Consider the following 16144-nt stretch of genomic DNA (forward strand, 5'->3'; position numbering starts at 1 on the left):
CCGCCGCGGCCTGACTCAGTGACAAGAAGTCACAAGCCAGGGGTCAGGACTTCTTGTAGATCCGCTGGCGGCTTTGCTCCAGCTCCTTGAGCACGTCATCGAGCTTGCTCGGATCGCTGACGAACTTTTGCATGCCCTTCATGCCTTCATCGGCCATTTCCTTGGTCATGTCGCGATCGTAGAACTGGGCGATGCCGCCCTTGGCGTTGGAGAGGATCTGGAAGCCGATGCGCGAGATCGGTTCGGTCGGCTCGGGCGACTTGCTGTTGGCCGGCAGCGATCCCAGGCCGTCGGCCAGCTTGGCGCTGATGGCCGGGGTGCCGACGAAAGCCAGGAAGCGGCGCGCGTCAGCCTTGTTGCGGGCCTTGCTGGGGATATGGATGGACTCGGTCGGTCCCTCTTCGGCGGTCGGCACATTGGCGTCGATGATGGGGAACTGGAAGTAGCCCATGTTGGCCGCCATCTTGGCCGGGAAGCCCTTGGCGATGAAGGTGCCCATCAGCATCATCGCCGCCTTGCCCTGGAACAGGAAGGGCTGCGCGCCGTCGAGGTCATAGGAGAGTGCGTTGTCGATGAAGTACTTGTTGTCGATCAGGGTCTTCCAGGCGGTGTAGACCTTCTTCACGCGGGCGTCGGTGTAGGCGATCTCGCCGGCCATCAACTGCTGGTGGAAGGCGTTGCCGTTCAGGCGCAGGTCAAGGTAGTCGAACCAGCCGGCCAGGGTCCAGGCGTCGCGCCCGCCCACGGCCAGCGGCGCGATGCCGGCGGCCTTGAGCTTCTTGCAGGCGTCCAGGAATTCATCCCAGGTCTTGGGCTCGGCGGCGATGCCGGCGCTCTTGAAGATGTCCTTGCGGTAGAACATGCCCCACGAGTAATACACGGTCGGCAAGGCGTACTGCTTGCCCAGGTAGGACGAGGCTTCCTTGGTGGAGGCGTAGGTGGCGTCCCAGTTGTTCTTCTTCCAGTCTTCGCTCACGTCTTCCAGCAGGCCGCGGCTGGCGTAGAAGGCCATGCGCTCGCCGTTGTGCCAGTTGATGATGTCCGGCGCCTGGGTCGACAGCCAGCCGGGCAGCTGCACCTTGTAGGCCTCTTCTTCCACGAAGGCGACCTTGATGTCGACGTCGGGATTGGCCTTCTTGAATTCGTCCAGGGTGGACTGCCAGACAGTGCGCTGGACCGCGCCCTTGTAGGCGATGTTCACCGCCAGCGTACCGGCTGCGGCCGGCGCGGTGGAGGTCGCGGCGGCGGTCGCCAACAGGCCGGCCAGCAGGCCCATGCGTATGATTTTGCTCATTGATGTCTCCGAATAATTTTCTACACGATGTCGTTCAGCGTATGCGCAGGTCTTGGCGCCTGCTTGGCCTCGGTGCCGCTTGCGTGGCGCCGGGCGCTCTTCCAGAGTGTGTGTTTTCTTATTGCTGCGTGCTGCGGTAGATCGCCACGCCTTGCGGCGGCAGCGCCGCGGCGCCGACGATGAAGTCGGCGGCACCCGGCAGCGTTAGCGTGGCCTCGCTGTAGTTGAACGCGAACGTCAGTGGGCCGCGCTGCTGCAGGCGCAATCCCTCGGGCAGGCGTTGCGGCGCCAGGCCGGCGGCGCGGGCGACCTGCTCGAAGTAGCCCGCCGTCAGGCCGGCGTCGAAGATCGCCGCCAGGTAATGCATGCGCTGATGCCGGAGGATGGCGGGATGGCCGTCGCCGAATTTGGCCACCGTCTCTACATCGGCGCCGTCGAACTCGACCAGATCGCGCCAGTGCATGGCTTGGCCCGACAATGCGCCTGCCTGCACCGGCTCGGTCACGTTGGGACGCATCGAGTCGACGCGCCACACGCGGATCGGTAGCACCGATTGCAGCGGGCCCGGCGGCAGCTCCTGCGGAATCTGCAGCGACACCGTCTTGGAACCGGTGCGCGGCCCGAACAGCACCTGCGCACCGCTCTGTTGCAGGCGCTGCGCCAGATCGTCCGGCACCACCGGCAGCGGCGGCACCACGATCATGGCATACCCATCCAGCGGCGCGCTGGTCGGGACGATGTCGACGTCCAGCCCGAGCGAGCGCAGCGCCGAGTAATAGTCGAAGGCGAAGCGCGCGTACTGGAAATCGGCGCCCTGGTGATGGATCTCGAACAGCCATTTCGCCTGATAGTCGAACAGCAGCGCGACCTTGCCGCGCGGTTGCGCCAGCGCGCCGGCGGCCTGCTCGACCTCCTCGATCTCGCGCGCCACGCGGGCGGCTTCCTCGCCGCCTACGTCAAGACGGTTGTCGGGACGGTTCAGGCCGGCGTGCATCTGCTCCTGCCCGAACGGCACCTGGCGCCAGCGGAAATAGGAGACGCAGCCGGCGCCGTGAGCGAAGGCCTCCCAGCTCCACAGGCGCACCATGCCCGGGAGCGGGTGCGGATTCCAGTGCGCCCAGTTGACCGGACCCGGTTGCTGCTCCATCACCCAGAACGGTTGCGCCGACATGCCGCGATAGAGGTCGTGGTTGAACGAGGCGAAATCCGGATGGCCGGTGCGCAGCCAGCATGCCTTTTCTTCCGGCGGGAACCACATCTCTTCCAGCGCGCCCAGCGGGTAGCTGTCCCAGCTGGCCACGTCCAGATCGGCGGCCACCGGGTAGTGATCGAACTCCAGGAACATCTGCATGAAGTTGTGCACCATCACCCGGCCCGGCGCGTGCGCGCGCAGGATCTCGACCTGCATGCGGTTGTAGCGCACCACCTCGTCCGAGGCGAAGCGGCGGTAGTCGAGGCGATGCGAGGGATGCGCCTCGGTCACGGTGCCGATGGGCGCGTCGATCTCGTCGAAGCTGCGATATTCCATGCTCCAGAACACCGTGCCCCAGGCGCTGTTGAGCGCGTCGATGCTGCCGTAGCGCGCGCGCAGCCAACTGCGAAAACGTCGCTGCGCCGAGGGCGAGTAGCTGACCACGGTCTGGTGGCAGCCGTATTCGTTGTCGGTTTGCCAGGCGGTGACGGCGGGGTGCTTGCCGTAGCGCTCGCCCAGCAGGCGCACGATGCGCTGCGATTGCTCGAAGTAGGAGTCGGAGGAAAAATCGTAATGACGGCGCGAGCCGAAGGCGCGGCGGCGGCCGTTGGCATCCACCGCCAGCACGTCCTCATGACGATCCACCAGCCACTTCGGCGGCGTCGCCGTCGGCGTGCACATCACCACTTCCAGTCCTTCTGCAGCCAGCACTTCGATGGCGTGATCGAGCCAGTCCCAGCGCAGTTCGCCCGGCGAGGGCTCGATGCGGCTCCAGGCGAATTCACCGATGCGCACCTGCTTGATGCCCAGCTCCTTCATGCGGCGGGCGTCGCTCTCCCACATGCTTTGCGGCCAGTGTTCGGGGTAGTAGCAGACCCCCAATCGTATCGACATTGATGCCTCTCCTTCGGGTTGCGTTGGTTGCAGTGCTTGCGTTCGTGCGCGCGCGATGGCGCTCGGATATTTATGCAGCGGCGGCGTGCGGGACGTGGCCGGTGCAGGCGTTGTGGCCCTGCGGACGCGCCAGCGTGATGCCGTCGCCGTCGAACAGGTAGGCGTTGTCGGGCGCGATGCCGAAGCGCAGCCGGTCGCCGCGTCCGACCTGGGCGTTGCCCGGCGCCTTGGCCACCAGCGGCAGGCCGCCCGGCTGATCCAGGTGCACATAGGTCTGTTCGCCCAGGCGCTCCACCAGCACCACCTCGCGGGTAATGCCCGGTGAGCCGGTGTCGGCCAGGTCCATGTGTTCCGGCCGCACGCCCAGCGTCAGCTCCTGGCCCGGCTGGATGCCGGCGCCGACGGCGGCCACCTGCAAGGTCTCGCCCGTGGCCGGCAGGCGCACGGTGATGCGCGCCTCTTCCACGGAAGCGACCTGGGCCGCGATGAAGTTCATACGCGGCGAGCCGATGAAGCCGGCCACGAAGCGATTGCGCGGCTGATGGTAGAGCTCCATGGGCGTGCCGACCTGGGCCACGCTGCCGAAGCGCGCGGTGTCCGCGCCCGCATGCAGCAACACGATGCGGTCGGCCAGCGTCATCGCCTCGACCTGGTCGTGGGTGACGTAGACCACGCTGGCCTGCTCGAACTGGCGATGCAGGCGTGCGATCTCGATGCGGGTCTGGCTGCGCAGCGTGGCGTCCAGGTTGGACAGCGGCTCGTCGAACAGGAACACGCCGGGCCGGCGCACGATGGCGCGGCCGATCGCCACGCGCTGGCGCTGGCCGCCGGAGAGTTCCTTGGGCTTGCGCTGCAGCAGATCTTCCAGCTGCAGCGCGCGCGCCGCCTCCCTCACCTTTTGTTCGATCTCGGCCTTGGGCAGCTTGGCCAGCGTCAGGCCGAAGCTCATGTTTTCAAACACCGTCATGTGCGGGAACAAGGCATAGCTCTGGAACACCATCGCCACCGAACGCTGCGCCGAGGGCACGTCATTCATGCGCTTGTCGCCGATCAGCAGGTCACCCGCGCTCAGGTCCTCCAGGCCGGCGATCACGCGCAGCAACGTGGACTTGCCGCAGCCCGAGGGGCCGAGGAAAACGCAGAATTCATGTTCGCCGATGGACAGGTTCACATCGCGGATCACCGGCGCAGCGTCGCCGTAGGATTTTTGTGCTGCACGCAAGCTAATGCTGGCCATCATCTATTCCCAAAAGAATGAATCACACCGCACGCGGCCGGGGGCCGCCACCGTCCGTTCGCTGTCGAGCGGACAGGCAAAGGCGCATCAAGAAAGCAAAAAGGTTAAGCGCTTAATTAAACCGCCCAAAAAAAAAGACGGCAGGGTGTTTCCGGACTGCAATGATGCTTTGTCTCCACATCGTTGTTCTGATTGTGAGGCCGGTTTCGGCTTGTTGTGGCGTCCGATCATACGCATCTTGTTTTGGGGATGCAATAGTCTTTACAGCGCCGGCATCGCGTTGACAAGCCCGGCGATAGAGGATTGAATGCGAGGGCCTTCATACTTCTGCCCCCATGACTACCCTATCCGAAGTCGCCCGCCTGGCCGGCGTCACCTCCGCCACCGTCTCCAACGTGCTGCGCCAGCGCGGCAAGGTCGGCGAGCAGACCCGGCAACGCGTGCTGGCGGCCGTCGAGGAACTCGGATACCGCCCGCACCTGACCGCGCGCGCACTGGCCGAAGGTCGCGCGCCGACGCTGGCGTTGATGGTGTCGAGCATCGCCAACCCCTTCTATCCCGAATTCGCGCTGGCCGCCGAACGCGCTGCGCGCGCGCATGGCCGCTTCCTGATCGTGTGCAACACCAACGACGATCCCGAGACCGGGCGCGCCTATCTCGACCAGATCGCCGGCACGCTGTCCGACGGCGTGCTGATCATGAACGCCAATCTCTCCATCGATGAGCTCAAGAAGACCGAGCAGCGCGGCGCGCCGGTGGTGCTGTGCATGTGGGAGAAACCGGATGCGCCGCCCGAGCTACCCTGCATCGCAGTGGACTTCCACCAGGCCGGCGCCGTCGCCGGACGCCACCTGCTGGCGCTGGGACACCGACACATCGGCGCGCTGGTCGGCAGCAAGAAAGGCGGCATCCATGCCGAGCGCTATCGCGGCTATATCGACGCCTGCGCCGAGGCTGGCATCAGGCATCCGCAGAACCGCACGCGCTTCATCGCCGATACGGTCGAGGCGGGTTATCAGGCTACCCGCGAGCTGCTGGCCGCCTTCCCGCAGCTGACCGCCATCTTCGCCAGCAACGACCTGCCGGCCCTGGGCGCGATGAACGCCATCGCCGACATGGGCTTGAACGTGCCGCACGACATTTCGGTCATCGGCATCACCGACATCCAGTGGGCGCGCGTTTCGCGACCGGCCTTGACCACGGTGGCGGTGCCGACTGCCGGCGCAGCCGAGATGGCCATCGAGCTGCTGCTGTCGCTGATCAACCGTAGCAGCCCGTCGCCCACGATGCGCGTGACCGCCACGCCGCAACTGGTGGAGCGCGCTTCGACTGCGGCGGTGCGCAGCGCGTAAGCCGCGCCGCGACCGGCTCACCCGGGATAATGCGAGGCGACGATGTTCAGGAAATCGCCGGCAGCGGCCCGCCCATGCTGTTGCCCAGGCTCCTGTCGCTGCGGATCTTGAACACCGACACCACGTTGAGCAAGCCGCCGGCCTGTTGCGCAAGCGACTGCGCGGCGGCGCTGGCCTCTTCCACCAGCGCGGCATTCTGCTGCGTAACCTGATCCATCTGCACAATCGCGGTGTTGATCTGCTCGATGCCGTTGGACTGCTCCGTCGATGCGGCGGCGATGTCGCTCATGATCTCGCTGAAGCGCTCCACCGAAGACACGATGTTGGCCATCTGCTCACCGGTGGTAGCCACCAATTGCGCGCCGGCGCCGACATGGCTGACCGACTCGCCGATCAGTTCCTTGATCTCCTTGGAGGCGACCGCGCTGCGTTGCGCCAGCGAACGCACTTCGCTGGCCACCACCGCAAAGCCTCGCCCCTGTTCGCCGGCCCGCGCGGCCTCCACCGCGGCGTTGAGCGCGAGGATGTTGGTCTGGAAGGCGATGCCCTCGATCACGCCGATGATGTCCGACATTTTGTTGGAGCTGGCCGTGATGCGATCCATGGTGGCCACCACACGGCCGAAGGCTTCGCTGCCGGAGGCGGCGATTTCGGAAGCGCCGGCCGACAGGCGGCGCGCTTCGCTGGCGTGCTCGGTGTTCTGGCGCACGGCGCTGGTCAGCTCCTCCATGCTGGCGGCGGTTTCTTCCAGCGAGGCGGCCTGCTCCTCGGTGCGTTGCGAGAGCGAGTAATTGCCCTGCGCGATCTCGCCGCTGGCCACGGAAATCGTCTCGGCGGCCGACTTGATGCCGTGCGCGATGACGTTCAACTGGAAGCGCATCTGCTCGATCGAGGCCATCAGGCTGGAGCCGTCGCCGTTGCGCAGTCGTACCACCGCGGTGAGGTCGCCATTGGCGATGTCGCGCGCCACCGCTTGGGCTTCGCCGGGCTCGGCGCCGAGCTGCTTGAGGATGCTGCGGGCGATCAGCGTGGCGCCCGCGACGCCGATCACCACGGCGGCCAGCGCCACGGCGAGGGTGAAGGCGCGCAAGCCCGTGTAGGTTTCCTGGGCGGCGGTCGCGGCCTGCTCGTTCTGCTGCTCTTCAAATTCGGCCAGGTCGGTCAGGCTCTTGATCCAGGCCGCCTGCTTCGGACGCACCTCGGTGATCAGCACCTTGACCGCCTCGGCGCTCTGGTTGTCGCGGCCCAGCTGCAACGCCTTGGCCATCAACGGCACGGTGGCGTTCTCGTCGAGCTTGATCTGCTCCATCAGCTGCCGCTCGCGATCGGTGGTGGACGGCTCGCCGGCGAACACTTTCTGCAGCGCGGCGTAGGCGTCGGCGTAGGTCTTCTCCTGCTTGGCCAAATTCTCGGCCTCGGCGCGCATGGCCTCGGGATCGTCCAGCAAGGCGATGTTGCGGATGATGATGGCGCGCGAGCTGAGCGCGTTGCGCAGCGACGCCGCCAGTTTGGTTTCCACATTGTTGACGTTGGTGATGTCTTGCAGGGCGCCGTTCATCCTGGACATGCCGTACAGGCCCAGCATCGAAATGCATAACAAGAACACCAGGATCAGGCCGAACCCGCACGCCAGCCTGGTCACCACTTTTAGCTTGCCCATCGTATTTCCCCCCTTGCACAGGAATGTCCGGCGCCGTGGCGGTGGAGCCGGAAAATGTTGTCGGATCTTGCCGGAAGACCGACCGAAGGCGAGGCCAGGTTTTATTGTTGGGGACGTTGGCGTTTTCTTTTTTGCTATTTTTTTTGACTTGCGTTTTCGTAGGGAGAGTGCCGGCAAGAGCGCTTACTTTAGAGCCGCACCCAGTTTGGCAAAGCGAGGATTAGCGAGCTTTTAGTTACGCAATTTACGTACATTTCATGTTTGGCCATGTTTTAGTTGATCTGGCGCAAACCCTTGCGCAGCCTGCTTGGTCAGTCTGACAACGTGCGGCGGATGGCACTGATAGCACACGAGCAATTACATGCCATCCTGTCCATTGCATCGCGGGAAACAGCAGGTCGCCATCACGGTCGCTGACCATCGCCTTGCCGCGCGAGACGCCGGTCGACGATCTCATAGGCATGCAGCAGGCCGGCGATGCGGGCGTGCGAAAAGTCCAGGTAAAGCTGGTCCGGATGCGCATGGCGGGCGATGCGTTTGCCCAGGTGCAGGATCTGCAGTTGCATGCGCCAGCCCTGTTCACTGTCCACGGCGATGACGCGGATCTCGTGGCTGCGATATTGCGCATGATGGATCAGCGACTGGAAGCCATCCTTGGGAATGAGCCTGCGTCCGTACAGCCGCAGGTCCGCGCGCGGGCACATCAGCGCACCGCCTTGCCGCGCAGGCGCTCGACCCACCCCAGTACGAACACGAAGAACACCGGCACGAAAAACACCGCCAGCACGGTGGCGCTGACCATGCCGCCGAACACGCCGGTACCGATCGCCTGTTGGGTCTCGGCGCTGGCGCCGCCAGCCAGCATCAGCGGCACCACACCCAGGGCGAAGGCCATGGAGGTCATCAGGATCGGCCGCAGGCGCAGGGCCGACGCCTTCACCGCAGCCTGCGCGAGGCTCATGCCTTCTTCACGCAGCTGCTTGGCAAACTCCACGATCAGGATGGCGTTCTTGGCCGACAGGCCGATCACGGTGATCAGGCCGACCTTGAAGAACACGTCGTTGGGCATGCCGCGCAACAGCACCGCGGCGACCGCGCCGATCAGACCCAGCGGCACCACCAGCATTACCGACAAGGGGATGGACCAGCTCTCATACAACGCCGCCAGCACCAAGAACACGACCAGCATCGACAAGGCCATCAGCATCGGTGCCTGGGCGGCGGACAGGCGCTCCTGCAGCGACTGGCCAGTCCAGGCCACGGCAAAGCCGGGCGGCAATTGCTGCGCCAGCCGCTCCATCTCGGCCATGGCCTCGCCGCTGGAGACGCCGGGCGCGGCGCTGCCGGCCAGGCGCACCGACGGCAGGCCCTGGTAACGCACCATCTGCGTGGGCGAGGTGCGCCATGAGGCCTTGATCAGCTCCGCCAGCGGCACCATGCCGCCGCCGGCGTTGCGCACGTAGAGCTTCATCACATCTTCGATCTGCATGCGCGAAGCGGCATCGGCCTGCACGATCACCTGCTGCATACGGCCCTGGTTGGGGAAGTCGTTGACGTAGAGCGAACCCATGGCGGCCGACAATGTGTCGCTGATGCTGCCGAAGGACACGCCCAGCGCCGCCGCCTTCTGGCGATCGACGTCCAACCGGATGCTGGCGCCGGCGGGCAGGCCGTCCGGATAGACCCCGCTCACCTTGCTGCTGTGCGCGGCCAGCTCCAGCAACTTGGCCTCGGCCTGCTTGAGCGCGTCATAGCCCTGGTTGGCGCGATCCTGCAGACGCATGGCGAAACCGGACGAGTTGCCCAGCTCCTCGATGGCCGGCGGCATCAGGCTCATGACGATGCCGTCCGAGCTGTTCTCCATCGCCGCCTGGGCATGCACGACTTCAGTGGCGGCGTTGGACCCGCGACGCAGCTTCCAGTCCTTGAGCTCGGTAAAGGCCATCGCCGCGTTCGGGCCGGAACCCGAGAAACCGAAGCCCAGCACCGACAGGTTGGCGCCGATGTCGGGACGCGTCTTCAGGTAGCGCTCGTACTGCGCGACCACCTTCGAAGTACGTTCGGCAGTGGCGTCGGAGGGCAGCTGGAAGGAGGTCATGAAGTAGCCCTGGTCTTCCTCCGGCAGGAAGGCCGAGGGCAGCGAACGCAACGCGAACACCAGCACCACGGCCAGTCCCGCGAACACCAGCATCATGCGCGTGCCGCGCGCCACCAGGCCGACCAGGCGCGACTCGTAGCGTGCGGTCATGCGTGCGAAGGCGCGGTTGAACCAGCCGAAGAAGCCGCGTTTTTCATGATGGCCCGGCGCCACCGGCTTGAGCAGCGTGGCGCACAGCGCCGGCGTCAGGCTCAGCGCGAGGAAGGCGGAGAACAGGATGGACACCGCCATCGACAAGGTGAACTGGCGATAGATCACGCCCACCGAACCGCCGGCCAGCGCCATGGGGATGAACACGGCGGTGAGCACCAGCGTGATGCCGACGATGGCGCCGGTGATTTCCTTCATTGCCTTGAGGGTGGCCTCGCGCGGGCCCAGGCCTTCATGCGCCATGATGCGCTCGACGTTTTCCACCACCACGATGGCGTCGTCGACAATGATGCCGATCGCCAGCACCATGCCGAACATGGTCAGCACGTTGACCGAGAAGCCGGCCGCCAGCATCACCGCCAGCGTGCCGAGCAGCGCGATCGGCGCGACGATGGCCGGGATCAGCGTGTAGCGGATGTTTTGCAGGAACAGGTACATCACGATGAACACCAGCACCATCGCCTCGATCAGGGTCTGCACCACTTTCTGGATGGAGATCTTGACGAAGGGCGCGGTGTTGTAGGGCAGCGCGTAATGCACGCCGGTGGGCAGGCTGGCGCGCAGCTCGGCCATGCGCGCCTGCACCCCCTCGGCCGTGCGCACGGCATTGGCGCCGGGCGACAGCTGCACCGCGGCCACTGCGGCGGCCTTGCCGTCCTCGCGGTTGGAGAAGCTGTAAGACTGCGCACCCAGCTCGACGCGCGCGACGTCGCCCAGCGTCACCCGCGAGCCGTCTTCCTTGGCCTTGAGCACGATGGCGGCGAACTGCGCCGGCGACTGCAGCTGGCCCTGCACGGTGAGCGGCACCGCGATCTGCTGGCCGGGCAGCGCCGGCATGTCGCCCAGGCGGCCGGGCGCGATCTGCACGTTCTGCTGCGTGATAGCGCTGCTGATGTCGCTCATCGACAGCTTGTAGGCGCTGAGCTTGAAGGGGTCGACCCAGATGCGCATCGCCTGCTCGGCGCCGAACAGCTGCACGCGACCCACGCCATCGATACGGCGCAACTCTTCGACGATGTTGCGCGCCATGTAGTCGCTCAGCGCGACCTCGTCGAGACGACCGTCGATGGAGGTGAGGCTGACCATCAGCAGGAAGCCCGAGGCGGCCGACTCTACCGTCACGCCGTTCTGGCGCACCGTCTGCGGCAGGCGCGCCTCGATTGCCTTCAGGCGATTCTGCACGTCGACCTGGGCCAGCTCGGGATCGGTGCCGGGCTTGAAGGTCACGGTGATCTGGGCAGTGCCGGAGGTGTCGGCCGAGGACTCGAAGTACAGCAGGTTCTTGACGCTGGAGAGCTCGCGCTCGATCAGGCCGATCACGCCGTCGTCCATCGCCTGCGGCGTGGCGCCGGGATAGCTGGCGTTGATGGCCACGGTCGGCGGCGCCACCGAGGGATAGCGCGCAATCGGCAGCTGCGGAATGGCGATCACGCCAAGCAGGATGATGAACAGGGCAACCACCCAGGCGAAGATGGGGCGGTTGATGAAGAACTGGGGCATGCAAGACTCCTGGAATCGGCCTTGCGCTGATGTGGCGCCGATGCCGGCAACATCGCTTTGCTGCGCGCGGCGACCCGACAGTACAATCGCAAGGGAAGGCGGAGTCTGCCCGGCAACGATGAGGATTGCGCTGCGCAATTGTGGAGTTTTGATGGAGAGCGAAAGAATGTCCGAGAATGCGGCCGCGCCCGGCGAGACCGGGCCGACAGGCGTCGCGCAGGAAGCCAACGTGCTGGTGCTGATCGCAGAGGACGCGCCGGAGATCGCCGAGATCCTGGCCGCCTACCTGGCGCGCAGCGGCATGCGCAGCGTGCACGCCGCCGACGGCGCCCGCGCGCTGGAGCTGCACCTGGCGCTCAAGCCCGACCTGTTGCTGCTGGACGTCCAGATGCCGCATGTCAGCGGCTGGCAGGTGCTGGCGCAGATCCGCCAGCGCGGCGATACGCCGGTCATCATGCTGACCGCGCTGGACCAGGATGTCGACAAGCTCACCGGCCTGCGCATCGGCGCGGACGACTACGTGGTCAAGCCGTTCAACCCGGCCGAGGTGGTGGCGCGGGTGCAGGCGGTGCTGCGCCGCAGCCTGCCGCGCCAGGCGCGCGACGAACGCCGCATCCTGCGGGTGGCGCCGTTCATCATCGACTTCGACCAGCACGAGGCGGTGGCCGAGATCGACGGCCGCTCGCACACGCTGTCGCTGACGCTGACCGAATTCAGGCTGCTGGCGCAGCTGGCGCGCGCGCCGCGTCGCGTGTTCAGCCGCGCCGAACTGCTGGCGGCCTGCCTGCCCGAAGGCGACACGCTGGAGCGCACCGTCGACAGCCATGTCAGCAAGCTGCGCAAGAAGCTGGAAGACCTCGGCATCGCCGGCGTGCCGGTCAGCATCCGCGGTGTCGGCTATCGTTTCCACCAGGGTCTTTGAGGCCGCCGCCATGAACCTCTTCTCCGTCGTCGCCCGCTCCAAGGGCCTGGGCCGCCAGATCGTCAGCTCGGTCGCCATCCTGGTGCTGGCCGTGATGATGATGGTGCTGCTCGGCTCCTACGCTTTTTACGCCACGCTGTGGGTGCTCTATCCGGCGGCCCTGTCGGCGCCGGACAGCTGGCTGCCCTCGCCGGCGGAATGGGGCTGGATTGCCGCCACCACGCTGACCGGCCTGGGGATCGCGGTGTGGGTGGCGATCCGTCTCGCGCGCCGCATCCTGGCGCCGTTGAATTCAGTGGCGACCAGCCTGCGCCAGGTGGCGCAAGGCGACCTGGCGGCGCGCGCGGCCACCGACGACCATTCGCTGGGCGAGGCCACGCAACTGGTCAACGACTTCAACGCCATGGCCGAACGACTGGAACGCGGCGAGCAGGAGCGCATCTTCTGGAACGCCGCCATCGCGCATGAGCTGCGCACGCCGGTCACCATCCTGCGCGGCCGCCTGCAGGGGCTGACCGAAGGCATCTTCCAGCCTGACCCGGCGCTGTTCGCCAGCCTGCTGCTGCACGTCGAGGGGCTGGGACGGCTGATCGAGGATTTGCGCGTGGTCGGCCTGGCCGAGAGCGGGCACCTGCAGATGCAATTGCAGCAAGCCGATCTGCAGCAGGAAGTGATGACGGTGGTGAAGGCCTGCGAATCGGCGTTGCAGGAAAAGGGCTTTGCCCTGTCGCTGGCGCTGCAGACGCGCCAGGCGCTGTGCGACCCGGTGCGCATCCGGCAGGCCTTGCTGGCGCTGCTGGAAAACGCCCTGCAGCACGCCACGCCCGGCACGCTGACGATCAGGACCTGGACCGATGCCGGCCAGCACGGCCTGAGCGTGGAAGACAGCGGCCCCGGCATCGACTTGGCCGATGCGCACAACATCTTTGACGCCTTCCAGCGCGGCCCGCTGGCGCCCGGCGCGCAGCAGAAAGGCAGCGGACTGGGCCTGGCCGTGGTACGCGCCATTGCCGGCGCGCACCGGGGCACGGCGCGCTACGCGCGCACGCCGTCGGGCGGGGCCTGCTTCGCGCTGCGCTGGCCGGTGTAAGCTGCCGCCCGGAAAGAATTGTTTTGGCCGGCCTTATCGTCGATAATTGCGGCCATGAACGATACTACCCAACGCCCAGCCCTGCCCGATCGCCTCTCGATCGATCCCCGCAGCCCGCACTACAACGCGGCCATCTTCGAGTTCGACGTCGGCATCCGTTTCAACGACAAGGAACGCACCAACGTCGCCGAGTATTGCATCAGCGAGGGATGGATCATCGTCCCGGCCGGCAAGGCGCTGGACCGCAAGGGTAATCCCCTGATGACCAAGCTGAAGGGCCGGGTCGAAGCGTTCTACCGCTGATCCCCTTCTTCCGAAAAAAAGCCCCGCATCGCGGGGCTTTTTTATTGCGGCGGCCATATCGGATTACCTCCACGCGCCCCAGAAAATGAAGGCCGAAAACATCGCCAGCGCCACCGAGCTGGCGCGCTGGATATTGCCCGGCGCAAGGATGGCGCGACGGCGCGCGCCCAGCAGCTGGCCCACGGCGATCCACAGCGCGCCGATCGGCACCAGCAGGCAAGTGAACGACGCCATGGCCAGCGCATAGGCCGGTGCGCTTTCGAAGCTGTGCGCGGGGAACAGCACCAGCGCGAACAGCAGCGCCTTCGGGTTGAGCAAGGTGGCGATGAACAGCATGCGCGGGGTGATGGCGCGCTGCTGCGGCGTCTGCAGCAAGCGCGCGTCGCGCCACACCTTGACGGCGGTATAGGCCAGGTAGCAGCTGCTGGCGATCTTCACCACCGGCGACATCCAGGGATGCTGCGACTGCAGCGGCGCCAGCAGCAGGCCCCAGGCCGAGATCGAGAGGAAGTAGCCGCTGAACTCGAACGCCAGCAGGTGCAGCGCGCGGCGCAAGCCCAGCCCGAGGCCGGCGATGGCCAGCAAGGTGTTGGTCGGACCGGGTGTGATCAGGATCAGGGCGACGCTGAACAGAAAGACAACATACGCGGAATCGAAACTTGTCATGGTGGCGCGTTCTTCTGGTGGGATGGATGCAGCCCGTGGCGGGCCAGCGGCATCGTAACGTATGCGGCGCGCTACGCAAAATCAAACGCGATGCCTCGCTTATGCACCGCTGGCCGATGTGGCCAACGCTCGTCGGCATCGGCATCGATATTGCCCTCGACCGGCGCGATGGCGTTGCCGAAAAAAAGCCGCATCCATGGATGCGGCTTTTTCAACTCCGGCAAATGCGCGTGTGCGTATCAGCCGGCCAGTTTCTTGCGTAGCAGCTCGGTCAGCTGGGCCGGGTTGGCCTTGCCGCGCGTGGCCTTCATGGCCTGGCCGATCAGGGCGTTGATGGCCTGCTCCTTGCCGGCGCGGAACTCGGCCACCGACTTCTCGTTGGCGGCCAGCACCTGGTCGACGATGGCTTCCAGCGCGCCGCTGTCGGAGATCTGCTTCAGGCCCTTGGCGTCGATGATGTCGTCGGCCAGCGAGTCCTTGTCGGACCTGGCTTCCCACATGCCGGCGAAGACTTCCTTGGCAATCTTGTTGGAGATGGTGCCGTCGGCGATGCGCTTCAACAGCAGCGCGAACTGCGCGGCGCTGACCGGGGCGTCGGCGATGTCGGTGTCCTCGCGGTTCAGGGTCGAGGCGACGTCGCCCATCAGCCAGTTGGCGGCGGGCTTGGCCTGGTCGCGGCCGGCGGCGGTGACCACCGCTTCGAAATAGGACGCCATGCCCTTGGATTGCGTGAGCACCATGGCGTCGTATTCCGGCAGCGCGTAGTCGGCGACGAAGCGCTCGCGCATCGCGGCAGGCAGCTCGGGCATGGTGGCCTTGACGCGCTCGATCCACTCTTGCGCAATGGCCAGCGGCGGCAGGTCGGGATCGGGGAAGTAGCGGTAATCCTGCGCGTCTTCCTTGCTGCGCATGGAGCGGGTTTCCTTCTTGTCCGGATCGTAGAGGCGGGTTTCCTGCACCACCGTGCCGCCGTCTTCGATCAACTCGATCTGGCGACGCACTTCGTAGTTGATGGCCTCTTCCAGGAAGCGGAACGAGTTCAGGTTCTTGATCTCGCAGCGGGTGCCAAATTCCTTTTGGCCGACCGGACGCACCGAGACGTTGGCGTCGCAGCGGAACGAGCCTTCCTGCATGTTGCCGTCGCAGATGCCCAGCCACACCACCAGCGAGTGCAGCGCCTTGGCGTAGCCGACAGCTTCGGCGGCGCTGCGCATTTCAGGCTCGGTGACGATTTCCAGCAGCGGCGTGCCGGCGCGGTTCAGGTCGATGCCGGTCATGCCCTGGTAGTCCTCGTGCAGCGACTTGCCGGCGTCTTCTTCCAGGTGGGCGCGGGTCAGGTTGATGGTCTTCAGTTCGGTCTTGCCGTCCTTCTCGACGGCGAAGGTCATGGTGCCGCCCTGCACGACCGGGATCTCGAACTGGCTGATCTGGTAGCCCTTGGGCAGGTCGGGGTAGAAGTAATTCTTGCGCGCGAACACCGAGCGCGGCGCGATGGTGGCGCCGATGGCCAGACCGAACTGGATGGCGCGCTCAACCGCGCCCTTGTTGAGCACCGGCAGCACGCCCGGCAGCGCCAGGTCGACCGGACTGGCCTGGGTGTTGGGCTCGGCGCCGAACTGGGTCGAGCTGCCGCTGAAGATCTTGGATTGGGTCGAAAGCTGCGTGTGCGTTTCGAGGCCGATGACGACTTCCCACTGCATGATGTTGTCCTTGCGAATTCTGTTAA

14 protein-coding genes are annotated in these 16144 nt (G+C 65.9%); 6 read left to right on the plus strand and 8 right to left on the minus strand.

Annotated features, from left to right (window positions below):
• Positions 1–43 precede the first annotated feature (43 nt).
• From J8I26_RS08855 to ugpC, 3 genes are all read right to left on the minus strand, one after another.
• Positions 44–1294: an extracellular solute-binding protein gene (locus J8I26_RS08855; protein WP_209606213.1), complete on the minus strand. Its 1251-nt coding sequence runs from the start codon at positions 1292–1294 to the stop codon at positions 44–46.
• 118 nt (positions 1295–1412) lie between these two features.
• Positions 1413–3380: a beta-galactosidase gene (locus J8I26_RS08860; RefSeq protein WP_209606215.1), complete on the minus strand. Its 1968-nt coding sequence runs from the start codon at positions 3378–3380 to the stop codon at positions 1413–1415.
• 70 nt (positions 3381–3450) lie between these two features.
• On the minus strand, positions 3451–4617 hold the full coding sequence (ugpC, locus tag J8I26_RS08865) for a sn-glycerol-3-phosphate ABC transporter ATP-binding protein UgpC (protein WP_209606450.1): 1167 nt from the start codon (positions 4615–4617) through the stop codon (positions 3451–3453).
• Here ugpC and J8I26_RS08870 point away from each other — a divergent pair.
• Positions 4607–4924 (plus strand): hypothetical protein, encoded by a 318-nt coding sequence (locus tag J8I26_RS08870; RefSeq protein ID WP_209606217.1) that lies wholly within the window; start codon positions 4607–4609, stop codon positions 4922–4924. The two genes, ugpC and J8I26_RS08870, sit on opposite strands and share 11 nt — an antisense overlap.
• Positions 4925–4952: 28 nt before the next feature.
• A complete protein-coding gene (locus J8I26_RS08875; protein WP_209606219.1) occupies positions 4953–5969 on the plus strand; it encodes a LacI family DNA-binding transcriptional regulator in 1017 nt (338 codons plus the stop codon).
• 46 nt (positions 5970–6015) lie between these two features.
• On the opposite strand, the gene J8I26_RS08880 is transcribed toward J8I26_RS08875, so the two are convergent.
• From J8I26_RS08880 to J8I26_RS08890, 3 genes are all read right to left on the minus strand, one after another.
• On the minus strand, positions 6016–7629 hold the full coding sequence (locus J8I26_RS08880) for a methyl-accepting chemotaxis protein (protein ID WP_209606221.1): 1614 nt from the start codon (positions 7627–7629) through the stop codon (positions 6016–6018).
• Positions 7630–8033: 404 nt separating this feature from the next.
• The gene (locus J8I26_RS08885; RefSeq protein ID WP_209606223.1) at positions 8034–8333 is read right to left on the minus strand and encodes a hypothetical protein; all 300 of its coding nucleotides are present in this window, start codon (positions 8331–8333) and stop codon (positions 8034–8036) included.
• Positions 8333–11437: an efflux RND transporter permease subunit gene (locus J8I26_RS08890; RefSeq protein WP_209606225.1), complete on the minus strand. Its 3105-nt coding sequence runs from the start codon at positions 11435–11437 to the stop codon at positions 8333–8335. Before J8I26_RS08890 ends, J8I26_RS08885 begins: the two co-directional genes overlap by 1 nt.
• A 166-nt stretch (positions 11438–11603) precedes the next feature.
• Here J8I26_RS08890 and J8I26_RS08895 point away from each other — a divergent pair, with 166 nt between their 5' ends.
• Genes J8I26_RS08895 through J8I26_RS08905 form a run of 3 tightly spaced genes read left to right on the plus strand, consistent with a single transcriptional unit; the run spans position 11604 to position 13752 of the window.
• On the plus strand, positions 11604–12359 hold the full coding sequence (locus J8I26_RS08895) for a response regulator (protein WP_245200224.1): 756 nt from the start codon (positions 11604–11606) through the stop codon (positions 12357–12359).
• Between the two features lie 10 nt (positions 12360–12369).
• Complete coding sequence (locus tag J8I26_RS08900) at positions 12370–13449, plus strand: ATP-binding protein (RefSeq protein ID WP_209606229.1); 1080 nt, start codon at positions 12370–12372, stop codon at positions 13447–13449.
• 54 nt (positions 13450–13503) lie between these two features.
• Positions 13504–13752 (plus strand): DUF3297 family protein, encoded by a 249-nt coding sequence (locus J8I26_RS08905; RefSeq protein WP_209606231.1) that lies wholly within the window; start codon positions 13504–13506, stop codon positions 13750–13752.
• Between the two features lie 63 nt (positions 13753–13815).
• Here J8I26_RS08905 and J8I26_RS08910 read toward each other — a convergent pair whose 3' ends face one another.
• Positions 13816–14418 carry a LysE family transporter gene (locus tag J8I26_RS08910; RefSeq protein ID WP_209606233.1) on the minus strand — a complete coding sequence of 201 codons (603 nt, stop codon included), beginning with the start codon at positions 14416–14418 and terminating at the stop codon, positions 13816–13818.
• On the opposite strand from J8I26_RS08910, the gene J8I26_RS08915 reads away from it, so the two are divergent.
• A complete protein-coding gene (locus tag J8I26_RS08915) occupies positions 14412–14681 on the plus strand; it encodes a hypothetical protein (protein ID WP_209606235.1) in 270 nt (89 codons plus the stop codon). The two genes, J8I26_RS08910 and J8I26_RS08915, sit on opposite strands and share 7 nt — an antisense overlap.
• On the opposite strand, the gene gatB is transcribed toward J8I26_RS08915, so the two are convergent.
• A complete protein-coding gene (gene gatB, locus J8I26_RS08920; protein ID WP_209606237.1) occupies positions 14658–16118 on the minus strand; it encodes an Asp-tRNA(Asn)/Glu-tRNA(Gln) amidotransferase subunit GatB in 1461 nt (486 codons plus the stop codon). The two genes, J8I26_RS08915 and gatB, sit on opposite strands and share 24 nt — an antisense overlap.
• Positions 16119–16144 lie beyond the last annotated feature (26 nt).

The organism is Herbaspirillum sp. LeCh32-8 (assembly GCF_017814915.1).
Taxonomy (GTDB): Bacteria; Pseudomonadota; Gammaproteobacteria; order Burkholderiales; family Burkholderiaceae_D; genus Herbaspirillum.

Bases quoted from the DNA above. Each gene is read 5' to 3' on its own strand.
- J8I26_RS08855 (WP_209606213.1), bottom strand. From the start codon at position 1,294: ATGAGCAAAATCATACGCATGGGCCTGCTGGCCGGCCTGTTGGCGACC.
- J8I26_RS08860 (WP_209606215.1), bottom strand. From the start codon at position 3,380: ATGTCGATACGATTGGGGGTCTGCTACTACCCCGAACACTGGCCGCAA.
- J8I26_RS08870 (WP_209606217.1), top strand. From the start codon at position 4,607: ATGCTGGCCATCATCTATTCCCAAAAGAATGAATCACACCGCACGCGG.
- ugpC (WP_209606450.1), bottom strand. From the start codon at position 4,617: ATGGCCAGCATTAGCTTGCGTGCAGCACAAAAATCCTACGGCGACGCT.
- J8I26_RS08875 (WP_209606219.1), top strand. From the start codon at position 4,953: ATGACTACCCTATCCGAAGTCGCCCGCCTGGCCGGCGTCACCTCCGCC.
- J8I26_RS08880 (WP_209606221.1), bottom strand. From the start codon at position 7,629: ATGGGCAAGCTAAAAGTGGTGACCAGGCTGGCGTGCGGGTTCGGCCTG.
- J8I26_RS08885 (WP_209606223.1), bottom strand. From the start codon at position 8,333: ATGTGCCCGCGCGCGGACCTGCGGCTGTACGGACGCAGGCTCATTCCC.
- J8I26_RS08890 (WP_209606225.1), bottom strand. From the start codon at position 11,437: ATGCCCCAGTTCTTCATCAACCGCCCCATCTTCGCCTGGGTGGTTGCC.
- J8I26_RS08895 (WP_245200224.1), top strand. From the start codon at position 11,604: ATGTCCGAGAATGCGGCCGCGCCCGGCGAGACCGGGCCGACAGGCGTC.
- J8I26_RS08900 (WP_209606229.1), top strand. From the start codon at position 12,370: ATGAACCTCTTCTCCGTCGTCGCCCGCTCCAAGGGCCTGGGCCGCCAG.
- J8I26_RS08905 (WP_209606231.1), top strand. From the start codon at position 13,504: ATGAACGATACTACCCAACGCCCAGCCCTGCCCGATCGCCTCTCGATC.
- J8I26_RS08910 (WP_209606233.1), bottom strand. From the start codon at position 14,418: ATGACAAGTTTCGATTCCGCGTATGTTGTCTTTCTGTTCAGCGTCGCC.
- gatB (WP_209606237.1), bottom strand. From the start codon at position 16,118: ATGCAGTGGGAAGTCGTCATCGGCCTCGAAACGCACACGCAGCTTTCG.